22 protein-coding genes are annotated in these 17,794 nt (G+C 30.9%); 6 read left to right on the top strand and 16 right to left on the bottom strand.

Annotated features, from left to right (window positions below; translation table 11 throughout):
- Positions 1-73: 73 nt before the first annotated feature.
- The 7 genes from rhuM (ACMC9J_RS07785) to ACMC9J_RS07755 form a co-directional block, all read right to left on the bottom strand.
- Entirely contained in the window at positions 74-592 is a 519-nt protein-coding gene (rhuM, locus tag ACMC9J_RS07785; protein WP_427003643.1) for a RhuM family protein, read from the bottom strand.
- 5 nt (positions 593-597) lie between these two features.
- Entirely contained in the window at positions 598-843 is a 246-nt protein-coding gene (gene rhuM, locus ACMC9J_RS07780; RefSeq protein ID WP_427003179.1) for a RhuM family protein, read from the bottom strand.
- Positions 844-981: 138 nt separating this feature from the next.
- Positions 982-1,119, bottom strand: coding sequence for a hypothetical protein (locus ACMC9J_RS07775; protein ID WP_427003178.1), 138 nt, complete (start codon positions 1,117-1,119; stop codon positions 982-984).
- 373 nt (positions 1,120-1,492) lie between these two features.
- Positions 1,493-1,660 carry a hypothetical protein gene (locus tag ACMC9J_RS07770; RefSeq protein ID WP_172439995.1) on the bottom strand — a complete coding sequence of 56 codons (168 nt, stop codon included), beginning with the start codon at positions 1,658-1,660 and terminating at the stop codon, positions 1,493-1,495.
- A 290-nt stretch (positions 1,661-1,950) separates the two neighbouring features.
- Positions 1,951-2,277, bottom strand: a complete 327-nt coding sequence (locus tag ACMC9J_RS07765) for a carboxymuconolactone decarboxylase family protein (protein WP_427003177.1) — start codon at positions 2,275-2,277, stop codon at positions 1,951-1,953.
- Positions 2,278-2,337: 60 nt separating this feature from the next.
- The gene (locus tag ACMC9J_RS07760; RefSeq protein ID WP_427003642.1) at positions 2,338-2,763 is read right to left on the bottom strand and encodes an RNA-binding protein; all 426 of its coding nucleotides are present in this window, start codon (positions 2,761-2,763) and stop codon (positions 2,338-2,340) included.
- Between the two features lie 31 nt (positions 2,764-2,794).
- Entirely contained in the window at positions 2,795-3,349 is a 555-nt protein-coding gene (locus tag ACMC9J_RS07755; RefSeq protein ID WP_295871743.1) for a 50S ribosomal protein L15e, read from the bottom strand.
- Positions 3,350-3,554: 205 nt separating this feature from the next.
- On the opposite strand from ACMC9J_RS07755, the gene ACMC9J_RS07750 reads away from it, so the two are divergent.
- From ACMC9J_RS07750 to ACMC9J_RS07725, 6 genes are all read left to right on the top strand, one after another.
- Positions 3,555-3,953 (top strand): DUF3795 domain-containing protein, encoded by a 399-nt coding sequence (locus ACMC9J_RS07750; protein WP_427003176.1) that lies wholly within the window; start codon positions 3,555-3,557, stop codon positions 3,951-3,953.
- 278 nt (positions 3,954-4,231) lie between these two features.
- Positions 4,232-5,851, top strand: a complete 1,620-nt coding sequence (locus ACMC9J_RS07745) for an ABC transporter substrate-binding protein (RefSeq protein WP_427003175.1) — start codon at positions 4,232-4,234, stop codon at positions 5,849-5,851.
- A 57-nt stretch (positions 5,852-5,908) separates the two neighbouring features.
- Positions 5,909-6,904 carry an ABC transporter permease gene (locus tag ACMC9J_RS07740; RefSeq protein WP_019267589.1) on the top strand — a complete coding sequence of 332 codons (996 nt, stop codon included), beginning with the start codon at positions 5,909-5,911 and terminating at the stop codon, positions 6,902-6,904.
- Positions 6,894-7,742: an ABC transporter permease gene (locus tag ACMC9J_RS07735; RefSeq protein WP_019266255.1), complete on the top strand. Its 849-nt coding sequence runs from the start codon at positions 6,894-6,896 to the stop codon at positions 7,740-7,742. Before ACMC9J_RS07740 ends, ACMC9J_RS07735 begins: the two co-directional genes overlap by 11 nt.
- A gap of 11 nt (positions 7,743-7,753) precedes the next feature.
- Positions 7,754-8,686, top strand: a complete 933-nt coding sequence (locus ACMC9J_RS07730; RefSeq protein ID WP_427003174.1) for an oligopeptide/dipeptide ABC transporter ATP-binding protein — start codon at positions 7,754-7,756, stop codon at positions 8,684-8,686.
- A gap of 1 nt (position 8,687) precedes the next feature.
- Entirely contained in the window at positions 8,688-9,302 is a 615-nt protein-coding gene (locus ACMC9J_RS07725; protein WP_427003173.1) for an ABC transporter ATP-binding protein, read from the top strand.
- A gap of 12 nt (positions 9,303-9,314) precedes the next feature.
- On the opposite strand, the gene ACMC9J_RS07720 is transcribed toward ACMC9J_RS07725, so the two are convergent.
- The 9 genes from ACMC9J_RS07720 to ACMC9J_RS07680 all read right to left on the bottom strand — a co-directional run bounded on the left by ACMC9J_RS07720 (position 9,315) and on the right by ACMC9J_RS07680 (position 17,770).
- On the bottom strand, positions 9,315-9,950 hold the full coding sequence (locus tag ACMC9J_RS07720) for a CBS domain-containing protein (protein ID WP_019266257.1): 636 nt from the start codon (positions 9,948-9,950) through the stop codon (positions 9,315-9,317).
- Positions 9,951-9,962: 12 nt separating this feature from the next.
- A complete protein-coding gene (locus ACMC9J_RS07715; protein WP_427003172.1) occupies positions 9,963-10,787 on the bottom strand; it encodes a 4Fe-4S binding protein in 825 nt (274 codons plus the stop codon).
- 67 nt (positions 10,788-10,854) lie between these two features.
- Positions 10,855-11,814: a carbohydrate kinase family protein gene (locus tag ACMC9J_RS07710; protein ID WP_427003171.1), complete on the bottom strand. Its 960-nt coding sequence runs from the start codon at positions 11,812-11,814 to the stop codon at positions 10,855-10,857.
- Positions 11,815-11,823: 9 nt separating this feature from the next.
- Entirely contained in the window at positions 11,824-12,714 is an 891-nt protein-coding gene (locus ACMC9J_RS07705) for a formylmethanofuran--tetrahydromethanopterin N-formyltransferase (RefSeq protein ID WP_019266260.1), read from the bottom strand.
- A 22-nt stretch (positions 12,715-12,736) separates the two neighbouring features.
- A complete protein-coding gene (locus ACMC9J_RS07700; RefSeq protein WP_427003170.1) occupies positions 12,737-13,783 on the bottom strand; it encodes a hypothetical protein in 1,047 nt (348 codons plus the stop codon).
- A gap of 4 nt (positions 13,784-13,787) precedes the next feature.
- Positions 13,788-15,158 carry a 4Fe-4S binding protein gene (locus tag ACMC9J_RS07695; RefSeq protein ID WP_427003169.1) on the bottom strand — a complete coding sequence of 457 codons (1,371 nt, stop codon included), beginning with the start codon at positions 15,156-15,158 and terminating at the stop codon, positions 13,788-13,790.
- On the bottom strand, positions 15,155-16,198 hold the full coding sequence (locus ACMC9J_RS07690; protein WP_427003168.1) for a 4Fe-4S binding protein: 1,044 nt from the start codon (positions 16,196-16,198) through the stop codon (positions 15,155-15,157). Before ACMC9J_RS07690 ends, ACMC9J_RS07695 begins: the two co-directional genes overlap by 4 nt.
- A gap of 1 nt (position 16,199) precedes the next feature.
- Positions 16,200-17,324 (bottom strand): nickel-dependent hydrogenase large subunit, encoded by a 1,125-nt coding sequence (locus ACMC9J_RS07685; protein WP_427003167.1) that lies wholly within the window; start codon positions 17,322-17,324, stop codon positions 16,200-16,202.
- A complete protein-coding gene (locus tag ACMC9J_RS07680; protein ID WP_019266265.1) occupies positions 17,321-17,770 on the bottom strand; it encodes an NADH-quinone oxidoreductase subunit B family protein in 450 nt (149 codons plus the stop codon). The genes ACMC9J_RS07685 and ACMC9J_RS07680 overlap by 4 nt, the downstream gene beginning before the upstream one ends.
- Positions 17,771-17,794 lie beyond the last annotated feature (24 nt).

Genomic DNA, 17,794 nt, shown 5'->3' with positions numbered 1-17,794 from the left:
TTTAAAAAGTACTGTTTTTTACTTTTTATTAACTAACTTCATTACTCCTTAACTCAACTCGCAATTTTTTTACTTATTTTCCTTCAATCCTTTTTATTTCTTTAATCATTTTATCAAAATCAGATTCAAAGGTTTTATCTTGTTTAACCCTAAATTTCTCATATTCACTTTTTGCAATTTCTTTAGCTTCTTTTGAGGATATTTTTCCTTTATCCAATAATCTTGGTAATTCATTTAAAGTAATATAACTGTCTAACACATTTTTCCAATCTGCCATACTTGTAGGAATTTTTCTCATAGCTCTATTTTCAGCTAATGTTAAAAAACCATCCACTAAAGTATTTAATAATTTAATTTCTTTTTCTTTTAGATAATTTTTTGCTATTACAACATCACTTTGAATTATTTTCCCATTAGGTGATTTGCTCCAAGAAGTTAATCCCATATGTGGTTTATCACTGTCACTACGTTCTGAAATTATTTCTGCAGCAGTTTTTTCACTTACTGCATATATTAATTTATTTTGTACTGTAGCAAAAAATTCTTTTGTTATTTCAGATTCAAAATTATAATCATAACTTGTTGCATAAATATCAGTTATTTTCTGATTAAATCTTCTTTCAGAGGGGATCTAATTTCACGAATTTCATCGAGTAACTCCTCAAAATAATCTTTAGTAAATCTTCCCCCTTTCTTCAGAAGTTCCTTATCTAATACAAAACCTTTAACCATATATTGCTTTAAAATAGCATTAGACCATTTACGAAACTGAGTGGCTTCTTTACTGTTTATTCTATACCCTATCGATATAATTGCATCAAGATTATACCATATTTGAGGCATTCCTCCTTTTTTAGAGTTTATCAACTCTGAGTTGATAAACTCGGATTCCTCCTCAAATAATTTTTTGGAACTTAAACTAACTTCATTTTTATTTAACTCTCCATCCTGAACTATATTACTGAAATGCTTGGATATATTTTAAGTACTTGTTCCAAAAATTTCTGCAATAACTTTTTGACTAGCCCATAATGTATCATCACCAATAATAAATTCACCTTCAACAGATCCCTCTTCACTTTGATATAATAATTTTTCAACTAATTTAAATTCCACCATAATTTATATAACCTCTACACTTTACTCTCCAAAAAAAAATTAATTATGTGTTTCTTGTTTTTATATTTATATTATAAGTTAATATAAATGTTTCTATTCAAAAAATTAACCTTAAAATACAATATATTCAATAAAAATAATAAAATGCAAAACATTATTCAGTATAAAAAAAATAAAACACATTGAGTTCTAAATTTTAGTGTTTAATTAGTTTTGTGAAATGTTAAGTTATTGTTCATTTTACAAAAAATATTATCACTTCATCCAAACCATTCATTTTATATTATAAAATATTTTCACTAAATTAATAAATCTTTAAAAACATGTCAACCACCTTTTTAAGGTCTGTTTCATATGATATTCTTGTGTAGATTCAGTAAAAATCAGTTACATTTAAGTTTAAAGTTTCCATTCTAGCACAACCATTTGTACTCATAAATAATATTGCTGCTTTCATTAAGTTGTCTGCAACATCTAATGCGACTTTTATTACTTCATGATCGGGCAAATCTTTATAATTTATTGGTAGCGTGATTTTCAAGCTTTGTGTGATTATGGGTGGTAGTCTCTGTTGGGGGCGTAATTGTATTTGAGGACCAGTTCTTCCTCTTCTTCAGCCCCCAATATTAGTTCGCAAAATGTTTTATTGTAAAATTTAGTGTATTGTTTTATTATTACTTTTATCCGTTTATAGGGGCTGAAGAGAGGTTTCTTTCTAACGAAAATTCTTTTAACAGTTTTCCATCATTGCCCATATTTCCTATTACCTTTTTATTTTTTTTATTAAACTCTTATATGAAAGCATTTGAAAAATAAAAGAGGTATTTTTTTCTATTGTGTTTCTATAACGCTATTTAAAATTTGAACAGCCTTACTGAAAGCGGGCATTCCAGAAGTTAAAAGGACAATTTTCAAAACATCCATTATTTCTTCTTTAGTAATATCTAATTCCTGCATTCCACTTTTTATTTGTTTTTTAGTAGCTCTTGGATCTGCTCTTGAAGCTGTAATTCCAATAGCTATTAATTTTTGGGTTTTATAATCAAGAGCATGTCCGTCATAAACTACTTCACTTATATTTTTAACAAGGTCATAAAGGTCAGGATATTCTCCTTCAAGTTCATGAATTCCTTTTCCATAAAAAACTTCATCTTTCATATAACCACTCACCTTAATTGATTGGTTATTATATAAAAAATAAGTTATATATAAATGTAATCAGTTATTTTCAATAGCTTCACGAACTTTTTTAATAGCTATTTCCTTTTTAGCAGGATATGCTGCTATTTTGACTTTAAGATGAATTGAATCTCCGGAATCTACAATTTTAATTTTTTCATTAATTGCATCTTCCTTAGATAATCGTAAAAATAAATTTCCTTTATCATCAACTTTGCGTTCCAAATCATTATTTAATTTATCAAGTTGATTTTGGTCTAATTCTAAAAGTAAATTAAAAAAAGCTTTTGTTTGTCTTTTCTTATCTACAACACCTGAGAGTATAATAATTTTATCTTCCATTAATCCTTCTGCATCTTCACTTTCAATTTCAGCATCTGGAAGTATGTTGTAGATAGCCTGAGTTAATTCATCGAGATTTTCACTCTCATAAACAAACTCTCTAAATCTTATATTATGAATCATTTTATCAAAAAAAGGTATTAAGAAAGGAGATTTATTTTCTTCTCCTTGCTTGTTCACTACCTTTTCCTTTGGAAGTTAATCCACGTCCTTTAGTTCCAGCACTAGTTAAGCCTCTGAGAGCTCTGTTAGTGTGTTTTTTGGAGCAAATCCAATTGATTTTTTCATCATTAACAATAGAAGGACTTTGTGGATCTACTAAAATAACTTCATAATATTTATATTTACCGTCAGCCCATACCCAGTAAGAGTTTAATACTTCTAAATTAGGGTATTTTTTAGCTACACGTTCTTCAGCAATCCTTTGAATAGATTTAGCTTGAGTAATTTTGTTTACACCCATTCTTTTAGGTTTACGTCCTCCGATAAAACGAGATTTCCTTCTTCCACCACGTCTTACTCTGGTTCTTACTAAAACGAAACCTTTTTTAGCTCTGTAACCTAAACTTCTAGCTCTATCAAGCCTGGTTGGTCTTTCAATTCTTTGAACTGCTGATTGCCTTCTCCATTTAGGAGCTCTTTCCCACATTAATTCCCTTACATAGGATTCATCTGGGTTTTTCCATGCATCTCTAATATATTTATACATAATAACACCTTTTGTTCAGCTTTTTTAAAAAGCCACATCCATGAGACATTGTCTCGAAAAAAGTTATGTAATCGTCAATAAATTAACGATAATAAAATATTTGTTTTATTTATTTATAAAGTTTTGGTCAAATTTATAAAGAAAAATTAGTGTTAACGAATTATTTATAATTAATTCCATATAAATATTAATGAGGATGAAAAGTATGAAAATGCCTGATAAATTAGATTCAAAACTTCTGGCCCCTTGTGGAATAAACTGTATTAGCTGTGAAAGGTATCAAAATCCATGTGTAGGATGTTTAATAGGTGATGACGGAAAAACTAAAGCTAGTTTAAAATGTAAAATAAAATCCTGCTTTGATACAAAGAATTTTAGCTATTGCGGAAGATGCAGTGAATTTCCCTGCCCCCAAATGAAAAAACACAGTAAAAAGTATATTAAAAGATATGATTTAAATACTTTAGAAAGTGCCAAAAGAATAAAAAATATAGGCATTGGTAAAATAACAGATTCAGACCGTGAAAAATGGACCTGTCCCAAATGCGGAGGAGTACTTAAATTTCAAACTAAAAAATGCAGTGAATGTGACTATTCATTATAACTCTTTTTTTAAAAGTAATACTTATAGCTAAAATAAGCTGATAAAAGTAATACTTCCTTATTTTTTAAAAAATAATACTTAATATATAAATAAAATAAAAAAAAGTAATACTTAATACTTTTAGGCAAAATAAAGCATTTTAATAATACTTTTTTTAGTAAACCTTATTAATTATTATGATAATACAAATTATTAGGTTGTTATTATATCATACTAAATATTGGATTGATATTACTAACAAGCTACTTTTTTAATAATTGAAACAAAATGTGAAAAAAATGGATAGAAAATATCTTATAGGTGCAATACTTGTAATTATTGTTATAATTATAGGATGTGCTGTTTATCTCGGACAGTCACATGTAGAACGTGCTGATGACGAACTTGTAGTTGCAGCTTACAGTCACGGAGGAGAACCAGAATCTGGTTTTGATCCAATTTTAGGTTGGAACTATTATTCAGAACCTTTAATACAAAGTACTTTGTTAAAAATGAACAGAAACATGACTTATAGAAATGATTTAGCCACCAATTATACTATAAGTGACGATTATAAAACATACACTGTTCAAATAAGAGATGACGTTAAATTTAGCGACAACACAACATTAGATGCTGAAGATGTTGCATTTACATATAATGAAGCTAAAAAAACTGGAGCTAGCTTAGACTTAAGTAATATGAATAATGCAACTGCAATAAATCCAACTACTGTGCAATTTGATTTAAACAACTCAGATTCCACTTTCCTAGATAAATTAGCATATATTGGTATAGTACCATCTGATTCCTACAACAATGAAACTTATGGAAGCAATCCTGTTGGATCAGGACCATATAAATTTGCTCAATGGGATAAAGGCCAGCAAGTAATTTTAGAAAAAAATGACAATTATTACGGAGACCAACCGGAATTCAAAAAATTAACTATTCTTTTCGCTCAAAATGAAGCTGCATTTAATGCTGCTAAAAATAAAGAAGTAGATGTATCTGCTGTACCTTTAGCTTATGCAAAAGAAAATGTTGACGGATACAATATGTACCTCTTAGATACCATTGATGTAAGGGGAATTTCCCTACCAACTACAATGAATACAGGTGAAAAGAATCCTGACGGTGCCGATGTAGGTAACAATGTAACTGGAGATATCGCAATTAGAAAAGCTCTAAACTATGGTATTGACAGAACCAGCCTTTGTGAAGGTGCATTAAACGGAATCGGATATCCTAATTACGACGGAATTGCTCACCAATTACCATGGGCAAACAATGCAACTGCTATTGAAGACGGAGACATTGCAAAAGCAAATGAAACCTTGGAAAAAGCAGGATGGGTTGACAGTGATGGTGATGGAATCCGTGAGAAAAACGGAACTAAAGCATCCTTTGAACTATATTACTCATCTGATGCTCCTGAAAGACAAGCAATTGCAGTTTCTGTTTCTGAACAAGCAAAAGAAATGGGTATTGAAGTAAAAGCTATTGGTTCTAATTGGGATGAAATGGATGGAGTTAAAAATTCACAAGCCATTATCTGGGGATTCGGAAGTACTGACCCATCAACAATCTGGTCAGAATACCACAGTTCCCAGGCAGGTATTGGCTACAATAACCCAGCATATGTAAACGACAGTGTTATTGACCAACATATTGACAATGCATTTAAACAATCACGTGAAAGTTCATATTCCGAATGGTCTAATGCAGTTTGGGACGGCAGCCATGGTATTTCACCACAAGGTGACGCATCATGGTTATGGATCGGTGAAATCAAATACGGATATTTCGTAGATGATAGCTTAGACATATCCAACGATACTGCTCTTTTACAACCTCACGGAGGAGACATATTTGGAAACATATATGACTGGAAACGTGTTTCATCAATAGAAAAATGATTTAAATGATTCAAATCATTTAAAATCATTTTATTACTTTTTTTGGACAACGATATTATGTCAAATTATGAAAAAATACTCAAATTTTTAGGATATCGGCTGGTAAGATTTATCATCCTACTTATTGCAATTATTATAATCAGCTTTATAATGGTCGATTTATCACCAATCAATCCTGTAAAGACTTATATCAGTAATATGATTGTCAGTCCCGAACAAGTTGCCGCATTGGAATCCTATTGGGGTGTTAATGAACCTATAACTGCCAAAATAATGAATTGGTTAGGCAATATTATTCATGGTGATTTAGGAAATTCATTAATATTTAGAATACCTGTTATAGATGTTATTAAAGAGAAATTTTTCGCATCATTAATTTTAATGATGACATCCTGGGCAATATCCGGAGTTCTTGGATTTTTATTAGGAATTGTTGCAGGGTATAAAAAAGATACCTGGATTGACAAAGCAATCAAAGTTTACTGTTACATTTTACAGTCTGCTCCAACATTTTGGATTGCATTAATTATATTAATGGTATTCAGTATTCAGCTTGGATGGTTCCCTTCAGGACTTGGAGTTCCAATTGGAAGTTTAAGCCAGGATGTAACTATATGGGAATGGTTAAACCGTTTAATTTTACCGGCATTTACATTAAGTATCTTAGGTGTAGCTCAAATTGCATTGTACACCAGAGATAAGTTAATTGAAGAAATGAACAGTGATTATTTCTTATTTGCAAAAGCAAGAGGAGAACACGGATGGTCACTTATTAAAAGACACGGAATCAGGAATGTTCTTTTGCCAGCAATTACACTGCAATTTTTAAGTTTCAGTGAACTGTTTGGAGGAGCAGTTCTTGTAGAGCAAGTATTTACATATCCCGGAATTGGACAGGCTGCAGTTTCAGCAGGTTTGAGAAGTGACGTTCCATTATTATTGGGAATTGTCATATTCAGTGCAATATTCGTTTATGTAGGTAATTTAATAGCAGATATTATTTACAACTTTGTAGACCCTAGAATTAAAGAAGGTGAAGAGGATGGTCAATAAAAACAAAAAAACATCAAAATTAACTATGAATCTAAGAACAAAAACATTATTGACTATATCTTTAATAGTATTACTTTTAGTTTTAGTAATAATTACTAGCTTATCCATAAATCCTGGAGATATTAAAACAAATTTCCAGCTAATAAATCAGGCCCCATCATTTGAACACTTATTCGGTACTGACTGGATAGGCAGAGATATGTTTACCCGTACATTAAAAGGATTAGGATTAAGTATCCAGATTGGAATTGTTGCATCAATATTAAGTAGTATAATAGCAGTGATTCTTGGATTATTATCCAGTTTCAACAAATATTTTGACAGCTTTGTTTCATGGATTGTAGATTTATTCCTGTCTGTACCTCATCTCCTGGCAATAATTCTTATTTCAATTGCATTAGGAGGCGGTGCATTTGGAGTTACTGTCGGTGTTGCATTGACTCACTGGACATCCCTAACAAGAGTTCTTAGAGCTGAAATAAAACAGATACAAACTTCAGAATATGTAAAACTATCTAAAAACCTTGGAAAATCTAAACTTTGGATAGCTACAAAACAGATATTGCCTTTAATTGTAAGTCAGATAATAGTTGGAACTATATTAATTTTCCCTCATGCAATTATGCACGAAGCCAGTGTTACATTTTTAGGATTCGGATTATCTCCTCACGAACCTGCTATTGGAGTTATCTTATCTGAATCAATGAAATATCTTGCAACTGGAAACTGGTGGTTAGCACTATTCCCAGGTTTATCTTTATTAATAATTGTATTGCTCTTTGATATAGTTGGAGAAAATATTAAAAAATTACTTAATCCGGCAAGTGCAAATAATTAGGAAGTGTCAAGATGAATAAACTATTAGACGTTAATAATGTATCAATCTCATTTATACAATACACAAAAGGATTAAAACAGCAAAATCTTAAAGTAATTACAGATTTAACCTTAGATATTGAAGAAGGGGAAATTTTAGCAGTATTAGGTTCAAGCGGATCTGGAAAAAGTTTATTAGCACATGCAATATTAGGCATTTTGCCAGATAATGCTGATTTAAAGGGGGAAATAAAATATAACGGAAATGATTTAAATCAAAAATCAAAAGAAGAAATTCGAGGAAAAGAAATTTCATTAATTCCGCAGTCCGTTAATTTTTTAGACCCGTTAATGAAAATAGCTGATCAGGTTATTGGAGAATGTGAAACTGAAGAGGAATGCCGTGAAAAGCAAATAAAACAAAGAAAAATATTTGAAAAATACGGATTAAGTGAAGATGTTGACAATATGTATCCATTCCAATTATCTGGAGGAATGGCCAGACGTGTTTTAATTTCAACAGCTCTTCTTTCAAACCCTAAATTAATAATTGCTGATGAACCAACTCCAGGATTAGATCAAAAATCAGTTAAAGAAACCTTAGATTATCTAAAACAGATGGCTGATGACAATGTAGGAGTACTGTTAATTACTCACGACATTTATGCAGCTTTAGAAGTTGCCAACAGAATTTGTATATTTTATTCCGGTTTTGTAATTGAAATAGTTGATACAAAAGACTTTAAAGAAGGTAAAAACTTATTACATCCATATACTCAGGCATTATATGAAGCATTGCCTAAAAATGGATTTAAACTAACTAAAGGGCATCAGCCATTACACGGAGAAATTCCAAACGGATGTCCATACTATGACAGGTGTGATTCTCCTTTAGAATACTGCAATGAAAAAAGACCTAACTTAATTAACAACATCAGATGTTTTAAATACAATCAGGAGGAATAAAATGGAATTAATTGGAAAAAACATAACCTACAAATATCCTTCTTCAAAAAAATATGTTTTAAAAGATGTGGACATCACATTAAACAGTGATAAAATTACTGGACTTATCGGAGAAAGCGGAAATGGAAAATCAACATTGTGTAAGATATTATCTAATTATATTCCAAAATATAAAGGGGAAGTTTATTTGGACAATCAGAAACTTCCTAAAAAGGGATTTTGTCCAGTTCAATTAATTTTTCAACATCCTGAAAAAGTAATGAATCCAAAATGGAAAATGAAGGACATTTTAGAAGAATCCTGGAATGTTAGTGATGATTTAATAAATGAATTTGGTATCCAACAGTCATGGATGAGCAGATATCCAAGTGAGCTTTCAGGTGGAGAACTGCAAAGATACTCTGTTTTAAGATCACTGAATCCGAAAACAAAGTTTTTAATAGCTGATGAAATGACAACAATGCTGGATGCTGTAACACAGGTCCAAATATTGGATTTGGTTATTAAAATTATTAAAAAAAGAAAAATGGGTCTACTTATTGTAAGTCACGATTTGGATTTAATCGATACCATTTGTGATGATAAAATTTATTTAAAAGATATTAATAATATTTAAACTATTAATATCTTATTTTCTGGCTTTTCCTACTTTACGGGCGATTACTAATTCCCCAACAGATATTAATCCTGCAAAGAAATTTTCAAGACCTTTGGTTGCCCAAATAGCTTCACCAAAAGTAGCTTCCCTTATTGTTGCTTCATAATCTTCAGGTTTTACTTTTTTACCAGTTGCCCTTTTAGAGACAATAGCTGCAGCAGCCATTAATTCATCCCAGGTCACACCTTTTAACTGCTTACACATTGCAACATATAACTTGTAAACTTTGATATCATAAAGTGCAGACAAAAGCTCTACAATATCACAAGAACGAATCATTCCTACAACCTGATTATCATCATTTAAGACAGGTACAGTAACAAACTTATTATTTGCTGTTTCTATAACTGCAAGTCTTGAAGGTGCATTTTCATTAATAGTAGTTATTTCTTCATAAGAACTCATGATTTCTTTAATTTTATCATTACCTTCACGTAAACCTTTAGTAATTTCAAAAGAAGTTACCCATCCAATAAGATGTCTGTTTTCATCTACAACAGGACATGTAAATCTACGTATTTTTTCCATAGTTATAGAAACGTCTTTAACACTGTCCTCAGGACTTATATATACAAATTTTTTATCCATTAACTCTTTAGCTTTCATGTAAAACAACCCCTAACCAATTTCAACAAAGTTCAACGCCCCAACAGGACAGTGACTTGTACAATTAATACATCTTATGCATTTATCATTATCCAATACTACTTTCTCTTCATCTAAGTAAATAGCTTCCACAGGACAGTTCTCTTCACACAAATAACAGTTAACACATTCATCCTGATTAATTTCAAGATTTTTAGTGTGAACAATAGGTCCGATAGTTCTGTCTAATTTAATAGAGTCATTTTCACAAAATTGAATACATGCCCCGCATCCAATACATAATTTTTTATTAATAACAGGATAGAGCAAATCATCTCCCAATTCAATATCAACATCAATGCCTAACTCTTCAAAATAAGATTTAAATTCCAATGTGAAAGCATTAGTTGGACAAAATTTAGCACAGTTATCGTAATCAGTGAGATTAGAATAATCAATAGAAATATCATTCATTCTAACTACTCTATGAGGACGACTGATACTAGCTAAATTATATTCAATAGCTTCATCACCATCATCATGATTATATGAAACTTTATTGTCAATTAATTTAATAGCTGAAACTGGACATGTCTGAACACAAATTTCACATTTAACACAATTTTGAGTGATTTTAGCTATTTTAAAAATATTAGCTGGTTCAATAGCATCAACTGGACATTGATCAACACACATATTGCATCTTATACAGCGCGGTGCTATAGCAATGATTTCTTCTTGGGAAAAGAATTTATTTAATTCAAATTGAAAATCATCCCCACTATCATGTATTTCCACAGATTTTAAGAGAATTTCACGCTCCAAACTACCTATCTGCTTATCAAAAGATATATTCATACTATTACCAACTGAATAATTTTTTATTTAAATTTAATTTTTGTTTTTAATAATTAATAAAGATTATTTAATTTATAAACTCCTGCAAATCTTTTAAATTAGGGAATTTTTCCATTCCAAAACCCTCAATAGCCTTACTAGCTACCCAATTTCCAATTTTACAAGATTCTTCAAGAGAATAATCATTTAACTTACCATATAAAAATCCGCTATTGAAGCTGTCTCCTGCACCAGTTGTATCAACAACACTGCATTCATATGTGCCAACATCACATTCTTCATTAACTGTAATTGCAAAAACACCTTTTGAACCTTTTTTAACAACAACAGTTTGAATACCTTCATCTAAAATATGAACAGCTATTTCTTTTACAGATAATTCATCAACACAATCAATAGCTTTGTAATAATCTTCATACAATAATCTTAATTCATTTTCATTAATCAACAGAATATCTGTTTTATCTAAAATCGGTTTTAACTCTTTTAATCCTTTTTGAACATATAACATTCCAGGATCAAAACTCAATAAAGTATTATCATTAAGTTTATCCAATAATTCAATTTGAGTTTTAAATGAATCACCAACAAATGAAGTATAATGCATTATTTTACATTTTGAAAGATTCAATAAATTAATTTCATTTAATACAATTTCATCATTAACTCCAGGGTCAACATAAAGACAACGTTCACCATTTTCATCAACAAAACCTAATACTTTACCAGTATTACCTTTATCTGCATAAATCAGATTATTAGTATAAACTTCATTCATAGCCAAGTTTAATTCAATCAAGTCCCCATCATCATCTTCAGCTATTTTACCGATTATAGATGTTGGACAACCTAATCTTGCCAATCCAATTACAGTATTAGCTGCAGATCCTCCAGGAGTATCTTTTTGAGATTTAATGAAACTTTCTTCGTCTTTACATGCGATATTTTCTACTGTATGCAATTTATCAACATTCAAAGCTCCAAAACCTATTACATCAACATTAATGTCACTGTCTAAAAATTCCATTTTAAAACCTTATTTTAGAATATCTAATAAATTAATATTTTTATCTCCAAGTTTTCCATCATAATTACCTGCAGATATGCTAATTACTCCTTCAACTTCCAAAGCAGCATCAATTCCTGCTTTTATAGCTTCATTCATTGCATCTTCACTTACTGCATTAATTACAATTTCAGGAATATAATTAACTTCACCAGGAACTTTGGATTCGCTGCCTAAACGCTCTTTTAAAGAAGGACAGTAAAAATGATTTGTAGTAGGGCCTATTTCAGGATAATTGGTTTCTGGTTTTGAAGCTGCAGAACATATGTCAAATGGTGCAATAGCTCCAGTAACTGATTGAATTGCATCAAGAGCTCTTTTTCCACCTTCTAAAACAGCCTCCTGAGTTTCGCATAAATACCAGAAGTTACCCCCCATAGTACCTTTGTTTAAAGATAATTTTTCTTCAATCTGAAAATCAGGTACTGCAATTGGAACATTAATTAGTTTACGGCCATATTCTTCTATAGTCCATTCATATCCGTCACCACAATGTCCAACAATGTCCATCATTTCTATATATTCTTCGCTTTTTTCATCAGGATAATCAAAAACCCTCATAAACGGTTTAACTAAAATATCCTGCCTAATTCTGTAAGATAATTCAAATGCAAATTTTTTTACATTGTCTCCACCAAGCCAGTACTGTACTACTGCACCATATCTGCCGTCAGGAGTTTCACTTTTTGGCAGGAATCCTTCAACTCCGCCTTCAACTCTTCCAATAACAGCACTTGGAGTGGATGTTGAATCATAAGCTGCTCTTTCAACTAATTCTTTAGTAGGGCCGGTTATTAAAGCTCTTACATATTGGCCTTCAAAAGCTTCAAAAAATGTATTTTCTACTTTTTCATAACTCATTATATTACCTTCTTAATAATTATTAACCTAATCCACCAACGTCTTCTCCACGGATACGATTTCTCATTTCAATACTTTCTTTTAATATATCATCAAAATTATCCGAATCAACTATTTTAATAAGTGGATATTTAATATTTTTAAATATTCTGAAAAATTCTTTATTAATTTGTAAATCAATTTTATAATCTTCAAATAACTTCTTAAGATTATCTGAATTATTATAATCATCAATAAAACTTAAAACTGTTTTTTTATCATTATTAGCATAAATATTAGCTATTACTGCTGTTGCAATTGCACTTGGAGATACAATAGCTATCTGAGCTTCTTTTAAAGGATAATCATTACCGTTGAAAGCTATACTAACTCCATTATGCTCACGGGCAAATCTCAATGGTTCAACATCAGTAATACTGTCTCCAATGTACAAAATTTCATTAATATCAATATTATCATTAGCTATTATATCATCAATAGCTAATTTTTTACCTTCACCACCAATAACATCAATATTTTTAATATTTTTATAAATCCCCATTTTAGGAATTTCATTAAAGAAAATATCATCAAATAACCCATAATTTTTAGGATTTTCCAGTATCTGCTTTTTAAATTCAGTAATTTTAAGTATTTCCCCATCATTAAGATTTAATTCATCCATATCAACATTAGTATAATATGTATTTTTAAATGGGAATTCCATAAAATTAGATACTGCTTCAATATATTGACCATAGCTAGTGCTAACTATGTAAGTATTCATAGCATTTTGAAGGTATTTTAATAGGAATTTTGAATCATTGACTACATAAATATGTTCCTGTGAAAAATTAATCAAATCTTCATTTTTAAGATTTTCAACAACAAAAAATGGTAAGATTAATTTTAATGTGTTACCTGCTTTATAATTATCTTTTTTAACTTCATCTACAAGATAATCATCATATAAACTTAGAATTTTAAATAATTCATCACCACCCTCAATGAAATGTGCACATAACTCAAAAGCATTATCATTTAAAGTTAATGGTCCTTCACAGTCAGTAATAAATGATTTTTCAAACACACAATCACCTGAAATTAACTAACTTTATTGCAGTTACAGGACAAATTGCCTCACACTGTCTGCAATAAATACATTTTTCCTCATTAAAAGTAATTTTATCTCCTTCAAGTATTAATGCATCAGTTGGACAATTTTTAACACAAATTCCACAGCTTTGACATTTATCATCAGCTAATAAAAAGTCGGCTTCCCTTTGACCTTTCAAATCAGACCTGCTGAAGAACAAATCAAATCCTTTACTATGGAAATAATCATCATAAGCCCTAACTGCTCCAAACTGACAACTTCCAACACATTTACCACAATAAACACATTTATTTTCATCTATGACAATTGGTTTTGGAGCATCAAGTGATATTGCACCAGTAGGACAACCGTTTAAACATTCTCCACATGCAATACACATATTATCAAATACTTCAATACCTCTATTTATTAAATAAGAGTCAAATAACTTGTCGAATTTTTTAATTTCAATATTTTCCCCTAAACTTAAATTTAACTCTCTGCTCATCATGTCATTGACATTATATTGAATATACCCTTCATAATCAGCATCATCAAATTCCAAAGATAATATTTTTGATATTTTCTTAAGAGATCCATTTAATCCAATTAAATCAATAGATAATCTTTTCATGTCCTTATCTACAATTTCAGAAACCATGTCATAAGATTTAATCTCACTATATAATTTAAATGCTTTTTTACGTGAAGAATATTTAATAGCTGTTGACGGACAAGAATGCATACACTCTTCACATCTAGCACAATATCCCGGATTAATATAAGGCAATTTATTAGTTTTGGAAACATTGATTGCACCTGCAGCCGGACAAACTCTGGTACATGTCATACAACCTATACAAACATCCTGATTAACAATGATAACTTTTCCGCCTTTAACTGTTTTTGGAAGAAGCTGACCATATTTAATTGCATCAGTCGGACAGACTCTAAAACAATAGCCGCATCTGACACAGGTATCAGGATTTATTACACTGTAAGCTTCTCCGGTATCAACTGCATGAATTTTAATTGAACCTGTTTTACATGCTTGAACACATGCTCCGCAGGATTTACATAATTTCGTGTTAATATTGGGAACATTTTCTTTAATTGGTTCTGCAATATCCACATCCATCTGTATTGCATCATAAGGACAAGCATTACGACACAATACACAACCAAAACAGGTACTTTTTATTTTAGTAAAACCGTCATTAGGATCAACATATATTGCTTCAATCGGACAGGATTCAAGACATGGCTTGTCTGTACAATTTGCACATTTGCTCTGATCAATTGAAGATTCAACATCTACATCCCTTAAAGGTCTTGGAGTTTTAGTATAACTATCAATCATAACACTCAACCCATAACTATCTCTTCATTTAAATTTGAAGCTTTGACTGTAACATTTACTATCTTTTCACCATTTTCATCCTCTTCTAAAGAGAATTTGGAAATGAAATATTTAATTGTTGAAAACGGACAGGACTGATAACAAATACTGCAGCGTAAACATTTATTTTCATTTCTTACAATAGTGTCATTCTTTTCATCAAAAGATATTGCTTTAGTAGGGCAATCCGGAATACACATTTGACATTTCTTGCAGGTTTCACTATCCCAGTCAATAATTCTGATTTTAAGTCTGTTAATAGCATTAGTTAATATTTCTAAAGCTATTTCTTCATCAGATATTATTTCTAATGCTTTATCAAAAATATCAGAAAGCGGGAATGTATATTGTAAAAGTCTGTCTTTTTTTAATGATCTTAAATCTTCTTCTTTACTGTTAATAAATTTTTCAAGGAAATTAACAACTTGAGCTATCAGCTCTTTTTGATCTTGAATATTATCAACGAAAACACCTTTCATGGCACCATTTACCGGACAAACACCAAGACATTCCCCACATGAAATACATTTAAACTGATTTACAACAACCTTACCGTCATCTTCAACATAAATTGCATTAACAGGACACTGCTTCATACATTTTTTACATCTGATACAAAGATAATCATCAATGATAAATTGTCTTTTGGAAGGAATAAGATTAAACTCCGGTTTTAACAAATGATTTTCCCCACATTCCAAAGTTTTAGGTTCAGTCGGACAAACTTCTGCACAAAAACCACATCGAATACATGCGGATTTATTTATTATTGGATAAGTAACACCTTCATTTGTTTCATCATCCTCATCACGAACTAATTTAATTGCATTTGGAGAAGGACATGAAGAAATACAAGCACCACAACCAATACAATATTCTTTAATTACATTTGGAAAATCTCTAAATCTAGATGGTTTTTCTACAATTTCCGGACTGGTTTTGGCATTGGCAAATCCCTCAGCCCATGCTTTTCTGGCAAAATCATAAATATACCACATCAAAGAAGACATTTTACCTTACCTCAAAAATATTTTTAGTAGTTGTATTGCCCTGTTTATCAGTAATAGCAACTCTTTCTGCACATGCAACACAAGGATCACTTGATGCATAAGTAGATACTGCATCTGCAACAGTAGCAACATCCTTAATCATATATTTTGCACAGGAATCCATATTTGAAATACTTGGAGTCCTGATTGAAATATGTTTAATTAAATTACCGTTGGTTTCAATCATATAACTTACTTCACCACGGGGAGCTTCATTTCTCCATTCTGCATATCCTGATTTAATATCAACAGGAATACGAATATCTCCTTCAGGTATGTTTTCAATAGCTTGTCTAATTAAACTGATACACTCAGGTATTTCATCAATCCGGTTTAAAGTTCTTGCATAATTGTCCCCTTCTTTTCTCCAGATGGTTTTAAAATCAAAGTGATCTTTATAAGTGTAATGGTCTTGCCTTAAATCATATTTTAAGCCGGATCCTCTTCCAATAGGACCTACAGCTTTTCCTTTAATAGCTTCTTTTTTAGTCATTACTCCAACATTGCGGGAACGCATTCCAATAGCCGGACCTTCTGCATAAATCTCTCTTAATCTTGGAATTCTCTCTTCAATAATTTTTAGATTATCAAGAATCGGTTTGAAATGACGTTCGTCAGCATCCATTTTAACACCACCAACTACATTCCAGCCCATATTAACTCTGTTTCCAGTTAATAGTTCAATAGCATCCATTGCATATTCCCTTATATCTAAAGATTGCATATATAATGTTTCATGATCAATAGATTTGAAAAATGTGGAATTACCAAGTAAATGACTTTGAATTCTGTCTAATTCATTTGTAATAACTCTTAAAAACTGAGCTCTTAAAGGAGCATAAACTCCAGATATCCGTTCAATAGTTTCTGCAAATGATTGAGTATGCTCATAAGAACATATTCCGCAAACCCTCTCAGCTAAATAAATACCTTTTTGCCAGGTTTTACCTTCTATTATCTTTTCAATTCCCCTATGAACATAACCATATTCAATTTCAGCTTTAACTACTTTTTCACCCTCAGTTTGAAGTTTTAGCCTTATCGGTTCTTTTAAATATGGATGAATCGGACCAATAGGTAATATCATTTCTTTTCCCTCCCACGATTAGCAATAGCCTGTGGACCTACAGCTAAAATTGCTTCTAAAATTTCATTAGGTCTTGGTGGACAACCAGGTATCTCTGCATCAACAGGTATAAAATCAGAAGCAGGAGCATAAACTTTTCCACCTTCCTGATTAAATACATCTCCTGATTGTGGACAGTTCCCAACAGCCACTACTATTTTTGGTTCAGGAGCTTTATCATAAACTCTCTTTAAATTATCAACCCATTGCTCAGTAACAGCACCAGTCAATAATAAAACATCAGCTTCACGAGGATTGTTATGAACATAAATACCATATTGCTCTAAATCATATCTTGGAGAAGTTAATGCAACCAGTTCAACATCACACCCATTACATCCCCCACAATTCACAATACAAACATGAATTGAGCTTTTTCTCACAACATCCTTAATAGCATTTAACATCTATAAGCCTCTCAAATTATTAAT

Origin of the sequence: Methanobrevibacter intestini (genome assembly GCF_047402955.1) — an archaeon.
GTDB lineage: Archaea > Methanobacteriota > Methanobacteria > Methanobacteriales > Methanobacteriaceae > Methanocatella > Methanocatella intestini.
The sequence above is the reverse complement of the archived record's forward strand: the minus strand, read 5'-3'. Positions and strand labels throughout refer to the sequence as shown.